Raw genomic sequence first — 15,462 nt, 5'->3', positions numbered from 1 at the left:
AATCCGGCGCGCCGCTTGGCCTTGGCCCATCTCGTACTTTGCTGCATCGCACCACCGGGCGCGGGCCGCACTGCGCAGGCGCCGCACCTCGCAGCGGACTGGCCGCACCCGCTTTGCGCGCGGCATCCGAACCGACGCCAACGGGTGAGCTCGCCGTCAAACAACTGTCATATCCCGGGCCTAGCGTGACCCGCTTGCCGATGCGCCACCGGCCATCGTTGATCGTTGTCTTTGCCTGGAGTTCCGATGTCTGCCTCCCCTGACCCCTCCCGTCGCCGCCTCATGCAACTGCTGGCGGCCGTTCCCCTGTTGCCGCTCGGCAGCGCCAGCGCCGCCGCGCTCCAGCAACTTGGCGGTGCCGCCATGGCCGCGCGTGGGTTGCGGCCATCGGAAAACCCCACCCGTCTGGTCTCGGCCACCTTCCATGGCATGCCTGCGCCCAGCCTGGCCAACCCGGCCGCGATGGCCACCACCACGGTGGGTTCGGCGCTGACCGTGGCCCGCAGCGACGGCAGCACCCAGCGCTACGCATTGGCCTACCACCCGTTCTTCGTCACCGGCGATCAAGTGCCCGACGGCAAGGGCGGCACCGTGCTGGCCGGCGGCTATTACGACATCCAGCATCGCCCCATCATCGACCGTTCCAAACCCGGCGCCGAGCGCCCGTTCTTTTCCGACTGCCCGGACGGCTCGTCGCTGCTGACCCTGCCCAATGCCAAGGTGACCGGAGTCAAGGGCAATCACGTGTTTGCGGTGGTGCAGTTCGAATACACCACCCGCGACCAGGCCGGCAACGACACCAATCGCCATCTACCCGCGCCGATCGCGGTGCTGACGCTGGACCAGGACCCAGCCACCGGCAAGCTGTCGCTGGTGAAGTACCACAACGTCGACACCGCCCCGGTGCACGGGCTATGGACCACCTGCGGCGCCAGCCTGTCGCCGTGGAATACCCACCTGTCCAGCGAAGAGTACGAACCCGACGCCACCGCGCTGGCCAGCAATACCCAGTTCCGCAGCTACAGCACGCATCTCTACGGCGACCCGACCAAGGCCAACCCGTATCACTACGGCCACCTGCCGGAGATCACCGTGCACCCGGATGGCACCGGGAGCGTGCGCAAGCACTACTGCCTGGGCCGCATCTCGCACGAACTGGTGCAGGTAATGCCAGACCAACGCACCGTGCTGATGGGCGACGACGCCACCAATGGCGGGCTTTTCATGTTCATCGCCGACCGCAAGGCCGACCTGTCGGCTGGCACCTTGTATGTCGGCAAGTGGCACCAGACCTCGGGCATCGGCCCGGGTGCGGCCACGCTGAGCTGGATCAAGTTGGGCCACGCCACCAGCGCCGAGATCCAGGCGATGGCCGACCGCCTTACCGCCGACGACATTCTCGACGTGCATCTGAGCGACCCGGGCGATGCCAGCTTCACCAAGATCCCGTTCAACGGCACCTTCAACTGGATCCGCATCAAGCCCGGCATGGAAAAGGCCGCCACGTATCTGGAAACCCACCGCTACGCGGCATTGGCCGGCGGCAGTCTGGGCTTTACCAAGCTCGAAGGCACCACCGTCAATGCAAAGGACAAGGTCGCCTACATGGCGATGTCCTACATCGTCACCAGCATGCTCAACGGCTCGGGCGACGTGAAAGTGCAAGGCCCGGAATCCGGCGCGGTGTACGCATTGAATCTACGCGGCGGCCAGCGCGACAGCCACGGTGCGACAATCCACAGCGACTGGGTACCGATCGACATGGCCGCCCCGGCCGCGCTCACCGGCCATGACCTGGCCAGCGCCGACGCGCTGGGCAATCTCGCCGACTCGGAACGCCTGGCCAACCCGGACAATCTCAAGTTCTCCGAAGCGCTGCGCACCTTGTTCATCGGCGAAGACAGCAGCCTGCACGTCAACAACTTCCTGTGGGCCTACAACGTGGACAGCGGCGCACTGACACGCGTGCTGTCGGTGCCGGCAGGCGCCGAATCCACCGGGCTGCATGCGGTCGACCAGATCCACGGTTGGACCTACGTGATGAGCAACTTCCAGCACCCCGGCGATTGGGAAACCCCGCTGCACGACACCGTGAAGGCCACCCTGGACCCGCTGGTGCGCGCCAATTACAAGAACCGCTTTGGCGCTGCGGTGGGGTATCTCACCGGCGACCCGGTGGCGGTGCAATTGAGCAAGGCGTAAGCGCAGGTTGTCGTCGCTCGCAGTGCTGGCAAAGCGCTGCGAGCGGCACCGTCTTTCTGTCGTTTCAACTGGGCGATGGGCGACGGACGCTTGCACGAAGGGGCGCTGGTGTACGGCTATCTCATGCGGACAACGCAATGCGTTGAATCCAATCCATCTGCATTTTTGCAATTCGGCAACGCGTTTGTTCTGCAACACCGATGCCTGTCGAGGCTCGGAGATCGGCGCCCGTCTGTGCAATCGCGGTCTGCCTGCGGCACAGATGTTGAGCGACTGACACAACGTAGCGAGCACTCGCCTAGTAATGAATGCAGTGGTGTTGCACGCTGCAGATCATTCGCTCTGTTTTTTGATCCATCCGACTGTCTCATTCCATCCAGACACAAGATGAAAAAGCAGCCACGGATCTAAGTGGTAGAGGCGTCTAGATACAGTCAAAAGCTGAGTGAGTCGAGGGCACGGTGCCCTCACCAGAAAGTTAGTCGGTTGCTTTTTTGAAAGCTTATTGGTGGCTCGGCTTGCGTTGGAAAGCTAACAGAAACCACGGTGATCCAAACAACATACATCGCGCATTGCTTGCACCATGCGGACCGACATTCCCGACTGGTCCTTGCCCGCCCACCGTCGCGGGACCTTACGCGGCATGGATGCCGCGTAAGAGCCTCCAGGGACGGATTCACGGCGTGTCCCGCGAGGGTGGGCGGGCAAGGGCCCTGCAGCCACGCTGTAAATCATTCGCTCTGCATGTGATCTATCCGAAATATCTAATTCCATCCAGACACAAGATGCAAAAGCGGCAAAGGATTTGAGTCGTAGAGGCGTTTGGATACAGTCAGAAGCTGAGTGAGTCGGGCGCGCGGCGCCATCACCACTCGCAGGACCGGATGCACGCTTCAAGACACGCGGCGCGTTTCCAGTGCTGCCATCACGATGGGCTTGGCCCATTCCGGTACCTGTGCCAGCTCTGCGGGCGTCTGCGGGTAATGCAGACCGGCCCGATCCAGTTCCAGTACCAGCAGCGGCTCGGCCTGCCCCAATGCATCGGCAGCGGCGCTGTTGTCGTAGACATGCAGCACCGACAGATGCGGCAGCAAGGCGATCAGATTGGCGCGCGATGCATCGAAGCGCTCGCGGATCTTGTGCTCGGCAATCGCATGGCCGCCGCCGGCAACCCGTGCTGCAACGCGTTCGATATGCAACTCCACCGTCGACAAGCCACAGAACCAGACTGCCACCGTGTGCCGTTCACAGGCCTCGCGCAGCAAGCGCGGGATGGTGGTCGCGCCCAATGTTGTTTCGAAGGCGTAATCGCTGCCGTCCGCCATTGCCTGGCGCAACCGTCGCACACCTTCCTGCCAAGCCTGGGCATTGGCCTCTTCCAACGTCCAGCCCTGCTCCACCAGTTGCCGGGTGAAGGCATCCGAGTTGAACCAGGTGGCACCGTCTTCCTGCAGCAAGGTGCCCAGCAGCGAACTCTTGCCGGCGCCGTTGACGCCGGCCAGCACCAGAATATGTCCCATCGATCAGAGCGACGGACCCAAGGGAATCTTGCGGCCACGGCGTGCGGGCTTGGCGATCACCTGTCCCAGCACCGCGCCATCGGTAACCGCGGCAAGATGCGCGTCGAATCTGACCTGCAAGGCCTGCAGCGACTGCGCGCGCGTGGCCGCATCGGCAAGCGCGCTGGCCTGCCGCACCAGATGCCGGTATTCCTCCGCATCCACCACCACCGCTTCGGGGTGATTGTGATTGGTGATGACCACCGCGCCGTGGGTGCGCACCTTGCGCATCAGGCTGGGCCAGCCCTTGATCTTGATGTCGGCCGCTGGCGCTTTTTCGAGCTCGGGCAAGTCCTGATGACGGGACATGGGGCGGTCCTGCGAAGTGAGTGACCCAGGCTACGCCAAAATACCCATTTTTGGAAATTTGTCCATTTTGGACTATTCCACACCCAACCCTACACGAGAGCGGCTAAAAACCGTGGTGGGCAGTCATCAGGTGGGTGCAAACGGCGCACTCAGAACTTAAGACAGACGAGCACCCAGCACCGGCCGCGCCCACCTGGCGGCGAGCGCCGTCGTTTTGTTAGCCGCCCAAACTGAAACGGGGCCCGCAGGCCCCGTCGCTTGACGCTACAGCTGTGCGGCGGCTCAGCCGCGCAACTTGCTCAGCAGCTCGCGTGTCACCGGGTCGGCGACGTCGGCCGACTCGCCCTTCAGTGCCGGCAGCAACTGGCTGGCCAGCTGCTTGCCCAGCTCCACACCGAACTGGTCGAACGCGTTGATGCCCCACATCACCGATTGCACGTAGACGCTGTGCTCGTACATCGAGATCAATGCGCCCAGCGCCTGCGGAGTGAGCGCATCGAGCAGGATCACCGTGCTCGGACGGCCTCCCGGGTAGCTACGGTGCGGGTCGCTGCTGTCCTGACCATTGGCCAACGCCTCGGTCTGCGCCAATACATTGGCCATCAGGGCCACGTGGTTCTCGGCATACGGGTCGTCGTTGTGCACAGTGCCGATGAAATCGGCCGGCACCACGCTGGTGCCCTGATGCAGCGCCTGGAAAAAGCTGTGCTGCACATCGGTGCCCGCGCCGCCCCACCACACCGCCACGGTGTCGCTGTCGACCGCCGAGCCATCGAGCTTGACCCGCTTGCCCAGGCTCTCCATCACCAGCTGTTGCAGATACGCCGGCAGCAGGGCCAGGCGCTGGTCGTAGGTCATCACCGCATGCGTGGCGCTGCCGAGCAGATTGCGGTTCCACACTGCAGTCAGGCCGTGCAGCACCGCGACGTTTTCTTCCAGCGGCGTGTTGAGCGCATGCGCATCGAACTGCGCGGCGCCTTCGAGCAGCTGTTCGAAACGTTCGAAGCCGATCGCCAGCGCAATCGGGAAACCGACCGCCGACCACAACGAATAGCGCCCGCCGACCCAATCCCACATCGGCAGCACGCGGCTCGGTGCGATGTCGAATGCCTTGGCCGCGCGCTCGGGGTTGGCGCTCACTGCAAACAGGCGCTCGCTGCCGCCCAACCAGGCATGCAGGATGCCGCCGTTGAGCAGGGTTTCCTGGGTGCCGAAGGTCTTGGAAATCAGGATGCCGGCGGTGCGTGCCGGGTCCAGCGTGGCCAGCGTGCGCTGCATGGCGGCGCCATCGACGTTGGACACGAAATGCACGCGGAAGCGCGCACCGGTCACCGGACGCAATGCATCGGCCACCAGACGCGGGCCCAGGTCCGACCCACCGATGCCGACACTGACGATATCGGTGACGTCGGTGGCTTCGAGTTGCTCGATCAACGCACCCATGCGCTGGCGCACTTCTGCAGCGGTGGCATAAGCCTCAGAGGCCACCGGCGCGTCGGTCAGATCGCCACGCAACGCGGTATGCAATGCAGCGCGCTGTTCGGTGACATTGACCTGCTCGCCACGGAACAGGCGCTGGAATGCACCGGCCAGATCGCGCTCGCGCGCGATGGCGAACAGAGCGTCGAGGGCGGCGCGGTCGTACTTCTGGCGCGCGAAATTGAAATACAACGGACCGACTTGCCTGGCGTACTGCGTCGGCCGTTCCGGCTCGGCGGCAAGCAATGCGGGGATGGCAGCGCCGCGCAGGCGCTGGGCGTGGGCGTGAAGCGCGTCGAATCCGTTGGTGTGTGTCATGCGGCCTGCGTGGGGATGCTGTGGTTGGTGTGGGAGATTGCGTTGTGCGCGTCCACATATACCAGATTGGGCTTGAAGGTCTTGGCTTCGTCTTCGCTCATGCTGGCGAACGCAGCCACGATGATCAGATCGCCCACTTGCACGTGACGCGCAGCGCCGCCGTTGAGCGACAGGATGCCGCTACCTTCTTCGGCACGGATGGCGTAGGTGCTGAAGCGCGCACCGTTGGTGACGTCCCAGATGTGGACCTGTTCGAATTCGCGGATGCCGGTCGCTTCCAGCAGCAGGCCGTCGATGGCGATCGAGCCTTCGTAATTGAGCTCGGAGTGAGTGACGGTGGCGCGGTGGATCTTGGCTTTGAGCAGGGACAGGTGCATGGACGCAGGCAACAACGAAAGGAAAGATGGCATTTTAGCGGAAAGCGCCCGCGCCCACCCGGGTGCCGCGCGGCCGCTGGTGAGGGCTTCAGGCGGCGGTGAGGCAAGACTTTTGGCCCTGACCTTTGGCCCTGGATCGCGCGCGTGCCGCCAGCGCTCAGCGCGGCAGCAAGCGGCGATCCGGGCAGCCTCAGAATTCCAGGTTGTCGATCAGCCGCGTCGCGCCCAGACGCGCGGCGACCAAGGCCACACGCGCACCGGCATTGCTGTCGTCCGGCTCGTTCAGATCGGGTAGGCGTACCACCGCGTAATCGACCCGGAAACCGGCCTGTTCCAGCGCCTGCGCGGCGCTTTCTTCAACCTGCGCGCGTGGCGTGCCGGCGGTGTACCTGTCGCGCATCTGCAGCAGCACCTTGCGGATCTGTGCCGACACGGGCCGATCCTCGGCCGACAGATACTGGTTACGCGAGCTCATCGCCAGGCCGTCGGCTTCACGCACGATGCTGCCGCCCAGGATCTCGATCGGAAATGCAAGGTCGGCCGCCATCTGCCGGATCACCGCCAGCTGTTGGTAGTCCTTCTTGCCGAATGCGGCTACATCCGGCTGCACCTGGTTGAACAGACGCGCCACCACCGTGCAGACGCCATCGAAATGCCCCGGCCGGCACACGCCTTCCAGCACATCGCTGACGCCCGGTGCGTGGACCGGTGTGGCCAACGCGGTGCCGAGCGGATACATGGTGTCCACGTCCGGCAGCCACAGCGCATCGCAACCGGCGTCTTCCAACCCACGCAGGTCGGCCTCGGGCGTGCGCGGGTAACGGGCGAAGTCTTCATTGGGCCCGAACTGGGTCGGGTTGACGAACACGCTCGACACCACGCGGTCGGCATACTGGCGCGCCAGCATCACCAACGAATAATGCCCGGCGTGCAGGTTGCCCATGGTCGGTACCAGCGCCACGCGCAGGCCCTCGCGCTTCCAGCCGGTGACCAGGGCGCGCAAGGTGGAAAGATCGGTAATGGTCTGGATCATGCGGCGTACGCGTGCTCTGCATCGGGGAAGCTGCCATCGCGCACGGCCTGCGCATAGGCACGCACCGCGCCGGCCACCGAGCCGCCTTCGGCCAGGAAATCCTTGACGAACTTCGGCCGGCGATGGCCGCTGTCCAGGCCCAGCATGTCGTGCATCACCAGCACCTGGCCATCGCAGCCAGGGCCGGCACCGATGCCGATGGTGGGCACGCTGAGGTCGGCGCTGATCTGCGCGGCGATCGGCGTGGGCACGCATTCCAGCACCACCAGGCTGGCTCCTGCGTCGACCACCGCCTGCGCATCGCGGCGCAACTGCTCGCCGGCTTCGCCGCGGCCCTGCACCTTGTAGCCACCAAACCGCAGCACCGATTGCGGGGTGAGCCCCAGGTGCGAACACACCGGAATCTCGCGCTCCACCAGGTAACGGATGACGTCGAGCTTGTGCCCGGCGCCTTCGATCTTGACCATCTCCGCACCGGCTTGCAGCAGCTGGGTGGCGGCATCGAGCGCACGCTCGGGCGTGGCATCGGCCTGGAACGACAGATCGGCCACCAGCAAGGCCCGCTCCAGCACGCGTGCCACCGCGGCGGTGTGGTAGACCATGTCGGCGGTGGTGACCGGCAAGGTGGAATCGTGCCCCTGCACCACCATGCCGAGCGAGTCGCCGACCAGGATCAGGTCCACGCCATTGGCGTCGAAGCTGCGCGCAAACCCGGCGTCGTAGGCGGTCAACATCACCAGTTTTCGACCCTCGCGCTTGGCCTGCGCCAAGGCGGGCACGGTCCAGGGCTTGCTGTCGGCGTGGCTGCTCATGAAGTCATTACGTGGGGTGATAAGCCGGCCATTATCTACCCAATCGGCTCCAGCCCGCAGACATCGATCGCCTGCAATGCGTGCCGCACTGTTCCATGACCTGGAATGATGGCCTCCGGTGCCAGCTCGGACAACGGCAGCAGTGCGAAGCCGCGTGCGTGCAGATGCGGGTGCGGCACCTGCAGCTGCGGCAGATCGATCACTTGATCAGCGTAGAGCAGCAGGTCCAGATCCAGCGTGCGCGGGCCCCAGCGCTCGCCGGCGCGGCGCTCACGGCCGAACGACTGCTCGATGCCGAGCAAGCCCTCCAGCAGCGGCAGCGGCGCCAGCTCGGTGCGCAGCTGCGCCACGGCATTGATGAAATCGGGCTGGTCTTCGTGGCCCCAGGCCGGCGTGCGGTACAGGCGCGAAGCCGCAATCAGCGTGGACTGCGGCAGCGCGCCGAGCGCAGCGATGGCTGCACGCACGCTGGCCTCGGCCGGGCCCAGGTTGGCACCCAGGCCGACAAAGGCGACATGCATGCCTTACTCGCCTGCCGACGCGCCGGTGCGACGACGACGGCGGCGACGTTTGCGCGGTGCACCTTCGTCGCCGTCGTGATCGGCCTGCGCCGATTCGATCGCATCGACCAGCTCCTGGCCGGACGACTTTTGCGCCTCGCGCCAGAACTCCACATCGGCCGCATGATCGGCCGACGCGAACTGACGCAACACCAGAAAATCGAACGCCGCGCGGAAGCGCGGATGCGACAAGGTACGGAACACGCGCTTGCGTTGACGCGACGAGAAGCGCGTCTGCAGCAGCCAGATTTCCTGCATCGGCAGCGAGAAGCGGCGCGGCAACGCCACCCGCTCAAGCTGGTGCAAGGTGACCCGGTCGGCGGCGCGCCGCTGCGCATCTTCCGGCTGCACGCCCTGCGCCTGCAGCCCCATCAAGGTGCGGCAGAACGCCGGCCACAGCAGCAACGCGAACAGGAAGGCCGGCGACACCGGCTCGTCGTTGGCCACGCGCGCATCGGTATTGCGCAAACCTTCCAGCACCATCGCGCGCAACGCGCCGCTACGGTTGGATTTGAGCGCCGCTGCACTCTCGGGGAACAACGCGCCGAGCAGGCCGTAACGCTCCAGGCCTTCGAAACTGGCCACGCCGTGCCCGGACAGGAACAGCTTGAGAATTTCTTCGAACAGGCGTGCCGGCGCGGCTTCGGACAACAGCCCGGCCAGACGCGGGATCGGTTCGGCACTGCCGGCTTCGATTTCGAAGTTCAACTTGGCCGCCAGGCGCACTGCACGCAGCATGCGCACCGGATCTTCCTGGTAACGCAGCTCCGGGTCGCCGATCAACTTCATCAGGCGTGCCTGCACGTCTTCGAAGCCGCCGCAGTAATCGCGCACCGAAAAATCTTCGATCGCGTAATACAAGGCGTTGCAGGTGAAGTCGCGGCGGATCGCGTCGTCTTCGATGCTGCCGTAGACGTTGTCGCGCACCAGGCGGCCGTTATCCAGCTCGCGGTCGCCGCTGCCATCGTCGATGTTGGCGCGGAACGTGGCCACTTCGATGATCTCGCGGCCGAACACCACGTGCGCCAGACGAAAGCGACGGCCGATCAACCGGCAATTGCGGAACAGCGCCTTGACTTCTTCCGGCGTGGCGCTGGTCGCAACGTCGAAATCCTTGGGGTGGCCACCGACCAGCAGGTCGCGGACTGCGCCACCGACCAGGTAGGCGCCAAAGCCGGACTCGCGCAGGCGATACAGCACGCGCAGCGCGTTGGGGCTGATGTCCTTACGCGAAATGGTGTGCTGATCGCGTGGGATGACGCGCAGCGTGAACGGGGATGTAACTGAGGGTTCGATGATGGCGCTTCCGTCTTGTGTTGCAGGATTGCCCAACGGCTATTACCTCACTATACTAGCGCGCTGCACAAGACGCGACAAAAACGCTCCCTTCGTCTAATGGTTAGGACGTGGCCCTCTCAAGGCTAAAACAGGGGTTCGAGTCCCCTAGGGAGCACCACGTTCGTCCTGCTGCAGACCACGCCAAAGCCCCGCATTGCGGGGTTTTTGCATTGTGGCGCAGGTAGTTTTAATGGGTGGTGCCGCTGCAGCGGCGGGCAGCGAGACCGCACAGGCCGTGACGTTCGGCAGTCCTCCCGTCACCAGCACTCTCCGGTCAATCGAGTCATCTGGCCGAGTCCGGTTGAGCGCCACACCATTGGCCGACCTGGAAGCAATCGAGATCGCACCCCGCCGAGCGATCTGCTGCACTGCCCCGCGTGCGCGGCGTGATCCGCAGGCTGGTCGATCACAGCAACACGATGAGCGCCAGCAGCACAGACAGATCGATCCCTGGCGCGCAGCGCATGTTGTATCGCTCCTGCCCCATCGCGATAGCCGACATGCCGTACTTGCGCGCCATCCGCGCGACACGCCTTGGATATTTGCAGTGCATGGCCTCTCCTCAACTGGCAAACGGGGATGTGCGATCTTCATCGCTGCCGGTTTCGGCAACGGCGTCATGGGCATGCAAACTTTCCAGGTGGCGCACTGCCACGTCGAAGGACGTGTAGCGCTCGGCCAACGCCATGCGCAAACGCCGCGCGGCATCTTCCACGTACATCAGGTTGGCGCCGTTCAAACGTGCGAATGCCTGCTCGTCGATCCGCCGCACCGCCGCCTGCACCGGCGTCGCCAATGCCTGTTCGCAGACGCCGATCAATGCGCGGATATCCAGCCGCTGCAGGCAGGCCAACAGATCCACGCGCACCTGCGCCAGGCTACGCTGACTGTGCGGTGTGGCGTACGAACCGTGCACCTGCAGCCACTGCGCAATGTCGTCCAACGGCACCGCAGCGCGGCCGGCATGCTGCTGCACAAATGCCTCGCTCAACAACTGCCGCGACAATGCCGCCGAGCACGGGCAGGTCGAGGCATAGAGCACGTCGATCTGCAGTTGGACCTGGCTGCGCCCTGCCCTGCACTGCGCATCGATGCGCACCGGGTATGCGCGCCAGCCGGCCAGGCCTTCGCTGAGCAAAGCCGGCGTGCGCAGCATCACCTCGAACGACAGCGTCACCCGCGCCGCCCGGCTGCCGCAGTCGGCATGGCTGTCGATCAAGGCCTGCAGCAACTGCGACAACATCGCTGGCGAGACCGGCTGTTCCAGATGCCGGTCCAAGAGGCGATACAGCCGCGACATATGGATGCCCTTGATCTCGGGGCGCGGCAGATCGACCTGCACGCTGGCGCGAGCCGAGACGGTACCGCTGGGCTCGGCCTCATCCAGGCGTACGGGGATGGCAATATCGTGCATGCCCACCCAGCGCAGCGGTGCGCTCAACGCGGGCGGTTCGGTAACGGCAACATCGGGAAGCGTGGCGGACATCGGGAACTCGTTGATGATGAAGATGACAGCCGCGTATCAGGCGCGGCCAGGAAATGCCTGGAAGTAGTCGTCGATGCCCGCATGCAGGGTCTGCGCGAGCTCGTCCTGATGCGCATCGCCGCATAAGCGATAGCAATCGTCGCGGTTGCTCATGAAGCCGGTTTCCACCAGCAGCGAGGGAATGTCGGGCGACTTCAGCACCGCAAAACCGGCCTGCCCCACCTGAGGCTGATGCAGCCGGGTCACGTGCTGCAGGCGGCCCAGCATCAAGTTACCGAACGCAACGCTGCTGGCGATGGTTCCGCTCAGCGACAGATCGGCCAGCACCTGCGACAGCACCGGATTGCTCGGCACGCGTAGCCGGCGTGCGTTGTCGCCCATGTCGTCTGCGGCGTTCTCGCTGTCGGCAATCCAACGCGCCAACGCCGAGCTGGCACCATTTTCGGACAAGGCAAACACCGACGCGCCGCTGGCCTGCGTGTTGGGCGCGGCGTCGGCATGGATGGACACGAACAGATCGGCGTTGTGGCGATGGGCGATCAACACCCGTTCGTGCAACGGTACGAAACGGTCGTCGCTACGGATCATGGTCGGTCGATAGCGCGTGTCGGCAGCGAGCCGCTGATGCAGACGCCCGGCCACCGCCATAGCGACATACTTCTCATAACGCGCATCGGCACTAACCGCACCGGAGTCTTTGCCGCCATGGCCGGCATCGATGGCGACGATATAGGGATGCAGGCGCGAGCGGGTGGAAGCTATTGGCGATGTCGCCGCTGCTGCCGCATCGTCGCTTGCGGACAACGCCACAGGGCCGGACATGGCGGAAAGCTCCAACACCAGCGTACTGTCCTCCCAGTGCAGGTTGGTTGAACATGGTTGCTGCAGATCCAGCACGACGCGTAGACCATCGAGATGCGGCGCAGTGCGTACGCGGGTCACTGCAGCATCGGCGGGCAATGGATCGATGCGCGGCGCTTGCGACGAAACGCCAGAGAGATCGATGACCAAACGCTCGGGGTCGGACAACCTGAAACTGCGATAGGCGACCTGCGCGCACAACTCCAGCCGCACGCGCACCAACTCGCCGTGCTGCTGCACGCTGCATCCCCGCAAGGCGGGCAGCCTCTGCGCAGACCCCAACGCCGGCGCAAGCATCAATGCGACAGCTCCACCCTGTAATAGGTGCCGACGCTTCATCACGCCCTCCCCTCACAACTCAAGCAATCGACCCGCCACAGCAAACGGCAGCGCAGAGCGCGGTGCGATTCCAGACAGCAGCTACACAGACGAAGGCAGGACACGGTAGGCAAGACTGGGTGGCGGCAACGAAGTGTTATAAAGTAACATTCATTCGGCAAAAGCAAGCCCGTCACTGCCGTCCTGCGCCCCGCGTTCATCTCCTCGTCCAGAAGCCGCCCATGTCCCACCATCTCCCCGAGACCTATAACGCCTGGCGCCACTGCATTGAGGTCGACTGCGCCCAGCCTCTGACAGAGGCGTTCATTGCCCAGCGCCTGTCAGCGCTTCACGACCCTGGCGACCACCACACCCTGCAATTCCTGCGTCGCTGGGGACCGGTGCATCACCAGCAGGTGGTTGGGTGGTTTGAGCGTGCTCTGCAGAATTTGGGACCAACACGTTAAGTCGCTGGGTTATGGCGTTCAAAAACCTCGTCAAGATTCGTATCACTAGCGAACTGGGCAAGACAACAGATCTAACGCTCGGCGACTCTTAATTTCCGATGCGCAGACGAACGCGACCTTTCGCTGAGACCAATGCTCGCAGCTGGCAAGCTGTCAAATAACTGACTCTGCATATCCTCTTGGGCACTGCAGTCGATAAGAGATTGGGAGGAGATAAAGGCAGAGTCAGTCCTGCCTAAATGTCGAAAGTGCGCGAGACAGAGTGACTGTCAGCAATTTTTGTGTGATCGCCCACACCCGTCCGCTCTATGGACGTAACGTAGGCGAGCCTGAATCGCAGGCAGAATCGCCCCTAGCAGGGGAAGGCGACAATCATGAATATGAAAGCGAACGCACTGAAAGCCATATGCGTGCTGGCGGGATTTTTGATTTTAGGCGAAGCGTCGGCACAAGTATGCTGCCCCACTGGTGGCTCGGGAGTGCGAGCGACGGGACTCGGTGACAGCCATCCGATTGCCACTAACCTCGCATTGGATGCTGAGTGGTCAATCTACGAATTCCAACGTGATGGCGTGACCTACCTGCAGATCAACGACACTGCAGGCATAGTGCGGGCAGTGGTGGCGCGTGTCGACAATGCGCTTTGGGTAGTCCCGATGGGCGAGGATGTAGACCGCGTTTCACTACCACCCACCAACTCCATTTGGGCCAACACAGCTTATTCCGCGGCTAACACAGCAATTAGCTACGGGGCTCGCATGGTTTATCGAACTGCAAACTTCACTGTACACGTCGAGTCGCAAGCCAACGGGGAACACTGGAAGGTCTCTCCTTCGAAATAAGGGCAGACGTCTCCGCGACAAGGAAGGTCAGCACTAGCGCATGGCGGCGACGGAACATGCCGCCATGCGACTTTAATCTGGCACGAAACTCCGCCTCCACCTCCGGCGAATCACGCCGCACAGACTCTACCAACGACGTGTCCGCAAACACGCGTATTGCAACACCTTGCCCGCCTCGGCCCCGCCATACACGGGCTTGGATAAAATGTTTATTTGCATGGGGCAGCAACTCGATCGCACTCAGCGTACAACGATAGGCAGCCAACTGAAGACCGAGTGAGAGCTGACGGCAGTCTCCCTGCAACAGGTATTCGAATTCTGTAGATTTGAAGCGCGCCAGTGCTGGCGAACGAAGCGACTTGAACAAACCGTGCGTTTCGATCTCTAGTGGATACAGGTTTGCCACATATTCTTGAAGTAACCGCGATTCAATCACTGCAACTCTTGTAATCTCCATTGCCGCCGCGTGGTGTCCACGCGCGCGCAAGTCTGCAACAATATCTTTACTCATTCGATTTATTTGCACATTGACATCAGAATATTCCACGACCTGACTGCGCAAAGTGCGCTCAGCGGCCAAATAGCTATCTTTCACAGTCTGCTGCGCCTCCGCCCTGATGCGACGGATGGTATCGAAACGTTTCAAAGGAACAGTTAGCCGAGCACCGAAGATAAAAAGGCCAGTGCTGACAAATACATGGAACAACTGAATCAAGAATAGATTTGGGTCGTAATACCCAATTTGATAGACCTTTGGAATACTAATGGAAAGTGCAACAATTGCCAACAATGTACCTAAAGTAGTCCCTACTAGGCCATGACGTCGAGTTAGAAAAATTGCGGGCCCTATCAGGGCGATCATCAACGCGTTCTTTGGAAGCGGGGCATGCACGTAAGTAAGCATGTAAAACAACGCAACAATGACAATCACTGAAGCGCCAAGATCACGTGGCAAGTCACCCCTGATCGGCTGCGACTGCTTAGGCGACCGAAGCATCGTTGGAAGCAAGAACATCAATATACCAAGATAGCTACCAAGCCAGTAGCGAAGTAGGAACTCCCAAAAATTTGTTGTAGGCGGGCCATCCAGCAATGCATTGACCACGATGCTCCACAGTGAATTACAAAAAGCAATGGCAATGCCAAAGGGAATCAACCAGCGAGCTTGTTGAAAAAGCAGGCGTGCGTGATGCCGAGCTAACCATATAAAGTACGCGATCATCGGCGCATGCAAAAACGGGCTGAAATAAGCCCATAACAGGCTGTAGTCCTGACGCTGAGCCAATGGAACACGAAGCCAGAGCATGGCCGCAGCATCGCCAGCTAATAAGAACGGCCACTCACGATATGGCCGAAATAGCAACGTGACGACACGTAAGCCGACAGGCAGATACCACTGATCAATAGAGAAGAACCAAAGCATCACAAACGTCAGTCCGTAGCACACGCTGATCAGCATGCCTCTGAGGACTTCCTTGGCTACCGACATACCACCACTCCT

General features: G+C 62.6%; 14 protein-coding genes and 1 tRNA gene. 4 read left to right on the top strand and 11 right to left on the bottom strand.

Annotated elements, in window-relative coordinates; translation table 11 throughout:
• The first annotated feature begins 246 nt into the window (after positions 1-246).
• On the top strand, positions 247-2,202 hold the full coding sequence (locus ACZZ0O_RS15495; RefSeq protein ID WP_311240483.1) for a PhoX family protein: 1,956 nt from the start codon (positions 247-249) through the stop codon (positions 2,200-2,202).
• Between the two features lie 893 nt (positions 2,203-3,095).
• On the opposite strand, the gene ACZZ0O_RS15490 is transcribed toward ACZZ0O_RS15495, so the two are convergent.
• The 8 genes from ACZZ0O_RS15490 to pcnB all read right to left on the bottom strand — a co-directional run bounded on the left by ACZZ0O_RS15490 (position 3,096) and on the right by pcnB (position 9,981).
• On the bottom strand, positions 3,096-3,722 hold the full coding sequence (locus tag ACZZ0O_RS15490) for an AAA family ATPase (RefSeq protein ID WP_463591196.1): 627 nt from the start codon (positions 3,720-3,722) through the stop codon (positions 3,096-3,098).
• 3 nt (positions 3,723-3,725) lie between these two features.
• Positions 3,726-4,070 (bottom strand): type II toxin-antitoxin system prevent-host-death family antitoxin, encoded by a 345-nt coding sequence (locus tag ACZZ0O_RS15485; RefSeq protein ID WP_055854802.1) that lies wholly within the window; start codon positions 4,068-4,070, stop codon positions 3,726-3,728.
• Positions 4,071-4,352: 282 nt separating this feature from the next.
• The gene (gene pgi / locus ACZZ0O_RS15480; protein WP_323519116.1) at positions 4,353-5,867 is read right to left on the bottom strand and encodes a glucose-6-phosphate isomerase; all 1,515 of its coding nucleotides are present in this window, start codon (positions 5,865-5,867) and stop codon (positions 4,353-4,355) included.
• On the bottom strand, positions 5,864-6,244 hold the full coding sequence (gene panD / locus ACZZ0O_RS15475) for an aspartate 1-decarboxylase (protein ID WP_055854797.1): 381 nt from the start codon (positions 6,242-6,244) through the stop codon (positions 5,864-5,866). Before panD ends, pgi begins: the two co-directional genes overlap by 4 nt.
• A 190-nt stretch (positions 6,245-6,434) precedes the next feature.
• Complete coding sequence (gene panC, locus ACZZ0O_RS15470; RefSeq protein ID WP_115527636.1) at positions 6,435-7,277, bottom strand: pantoate--beta-alanine ligase; 843 nt, start codon at positions 7,275-7,277, stop codon at positions 6,435-6,437.
• Entirely contained in the window at positions 7,274-8,089 is an 816-nt protein-coding gene (gene panB / locus ACZZ0O_RS15465; RefSeq protein WP_115527635.1) for a 3-methyl-2-oxobutanoate hydroxymethyltransferase, read from the bottom strand. The genes panC and panB overlap by 4 nt, the downstream gene beginning before the upstream one ends.
• 35 nt (positions 8,090-8,124) lie before the next feature.
• Positions 8,125-8,610 (bottom strand): 2-amino-4-hydroxy-6-hydroxymethyldihydropteridine diphosphokinase, encoded by a 486-nt coding sequence (gene folK, locus ACZZ0O_RS15460; RefSeq protein ID WP_323538321.1) that lies wholly within the window; start codon positions 8,608-8,610, stop codon positions 8,125-8,127.
• A gap of 3 nt (positions 8,611-8,613) precedes the next feature.
• Complete coding sequence (gene pcnB / locus ACZZ0O_RS15455) at positions 8,614-9,981, bottom strand: polynucleotide adenylyltransferase PcnB (RefSeq protein WP_115511921.1); 1,368 nt, start codon at positions 9,979-9,981, stop codon at positions 8,614-8,616.
• Positions 9,982-10,030: 49 nt separating this feature from the next.
• On the opposite strand from pcnB, the gene ACZZ0O_RS15450 reads away from it, so the two are divergent.
• A tRNA-Glu gene (locus ACZZ0O_RS15450) sits at positions 10,031-10,105 on the top strand.
• 444 nt (positions 10,106-10,549) lie between these two features.
• On the opposite strand, the gene folE2 is transcribed toward ACZZ0O_RS15450, so the two are convergent.
• Positions 10,550-11,473: a GTP cyclohydrolase FolE2 gene (gene folE2 / locus ACZZ0O_RS15445; RefSeq protein ID WP_323526008.1), complete on the bottom strand. Its 924-nt coding sequence runs from the start codon at positions 11,471-11,473 to the stop codon at positions 10,550-10,552.
• Between the two features lie 36 nt (positions 11,474-11,509).
• On the bottom strand, positions 11,510-12,673 hold the full coding sequence (locus tag ACZZ0O_RS15440; protein ID WP_463591195.1) for an N-acetylmuramoyl-L-alanine amidase: 1,164 nt from the start codon (positions 12,671-12,673) through the stop codon (positions 11,510-11,512).
• 221 nt (positions 12,674-12,894) lie between these two features.
• On the opposite strand from ACZZ0O_RS15440, the gene ACZZ0O_RS15435 reads away from it, so the two are divergent.
• Entirely contained in the window at positions 12,895-13,119 is a 225-nt protein-coding gene (locus ACZZ0O_RS15435) for a hypothetical protein (RefSeq protein ID WP_463591194.1), read from the top strand.
• 374 nt (positions 13,120-13,493) lie between these two features.
• The gene (locus tag ACZZ0O_RS15430; protein ID WP_463591193.1) at positions 13,494-13,961 is read left to right on the top strand and encodes a hypothetical protein; all 468 of its coding nucleotides are present in this window, start codon (positions 13,494-13,496) and stop codon (positions 13,959-13,961) included.
• On the opposite strand, the gene ACZZ0O_RS15425 is transcribed toward ACZZ0O_RS15430, so the two are convergent.
• Positions 13,900-15,450 carry an MASE1 domain-containing protein gene (locus ACZZ0O_RS15425; protein WP_463591192.1) on the bottom strand — a complete coding sequence of 517 codons (1,551 nt, stop codon included), beginning with the start codon at positions 15,448-15,450 and terminating at the stop codon, positions 13,900-13,902. The genes ACZZ0O_RS15430 and ACZZ0O_RS15425 overlap by 62 nt on opposite strands.
• Positions 15,451-15,462: the final 12 nt, after the last annotated feature.

Source organism: Xanthomonas sp. AC360, from assembly GCF_979258225.1.
Note: the sequence above shows the minus strand (reverse complement) of the source record. Positions and strands in the feature narration are given on the sequence as shown.

Excerpts from the sequence above, each read along its gene's own strand:
- ACZZ0O_RS15435 (WP_463591194.1), top strand. The coding sequence starts at position 12,895 with ATGTCCCACCATCTCCCCGAGACCTATAACGCCTGGCGCCACTGCATT.
- folE2 (WP_323526008.1), bottom strand. The coding sequence starts at position 11,473 with ATGTCCGCCACGCTTCCCGATGTTGCCGTTACCGAACCGCCCGCGTTG.
- ACZZ0O_RS15495 (WP_311240483.1), top strand. The coding sequence starts at position 247 with ATGTCTGCCTCCCCTGACCCCTCCCGTCGCCGCCTCATGCAACTGCTG.
- panB (WP_115527635.1), bottom strand. The coding sequence starts at position 8,089 with ATGAGCAGCCACGCCGACAGCAAGCCCTGGACCGTGCCCGCCTTGGCG.
- ACZZ0O_RS15430 (WP_463591193.1), top strand. The coding sequence starts at position 13,494 with ATGAATATGAAAGCGAACGCACTGAAAGCCATATGCGTGCTGGCGGGA.
- panC (WP_115527636.1), bottom strand. The coding sequence starts at position 7,277 with ATGATCCAGACCATTACCGATCTTTCCACCTTGCGCGCCCTGGTCACC.
- folK (WP_323538321.1), bottom strand. The coding sequence starts at position 8,610 with ATGCATGTCGCCTTTGTCGGCCTGGGTGCCAACCTGGGCCCGGCCGAG.
- pgi (WP_323519116.1), bottom strand. The coding sequence starts at position 5,867 with ATGACACACACCAACGGATTCGACGCGCTTCACGCCCACGCCCAGCGC.
- panD (WP_055854797.1), bottom strand. The coding sequence starts at position 6,244 with ATGCACCTGTCCCTGCTCAAAGCCAAGATCCACCGCGCCACCGTCACT.
- ACZZ0O_RS15490 (WP_463591196.1), bottom strand. The coding sequence starts at position 3,722 with ATGGGACATATTCTGGTGCTGGCCGGCGTCAACGGCGCCGGCAAGAGT.
- ACZZ0O_RS15425 (WP_463591192.1), bottom strand. The coding sequence starts at position 15,450 with ATGTCGGTAGCCAAGGAAGTCCTCAGAGGCATGCTGATCAGCGTGTGC.
- ACZZ0O_RS15485 (WP_055854802.1), bottom strand. The coding sequence starts at position 4,070 with ATGTCCCGTCATCAGGACTTGCCCGAGCTCGAAAAAGCGCCAGCGGCC.
- ACZZ0O_RS15440 (WP_463591195.1), bottom strand. The coding sequence starts at position 12,673 with ATGAAGCGTCGGCACCTATTACAGGGTGGAGCTGTCGCATTGATGCTT.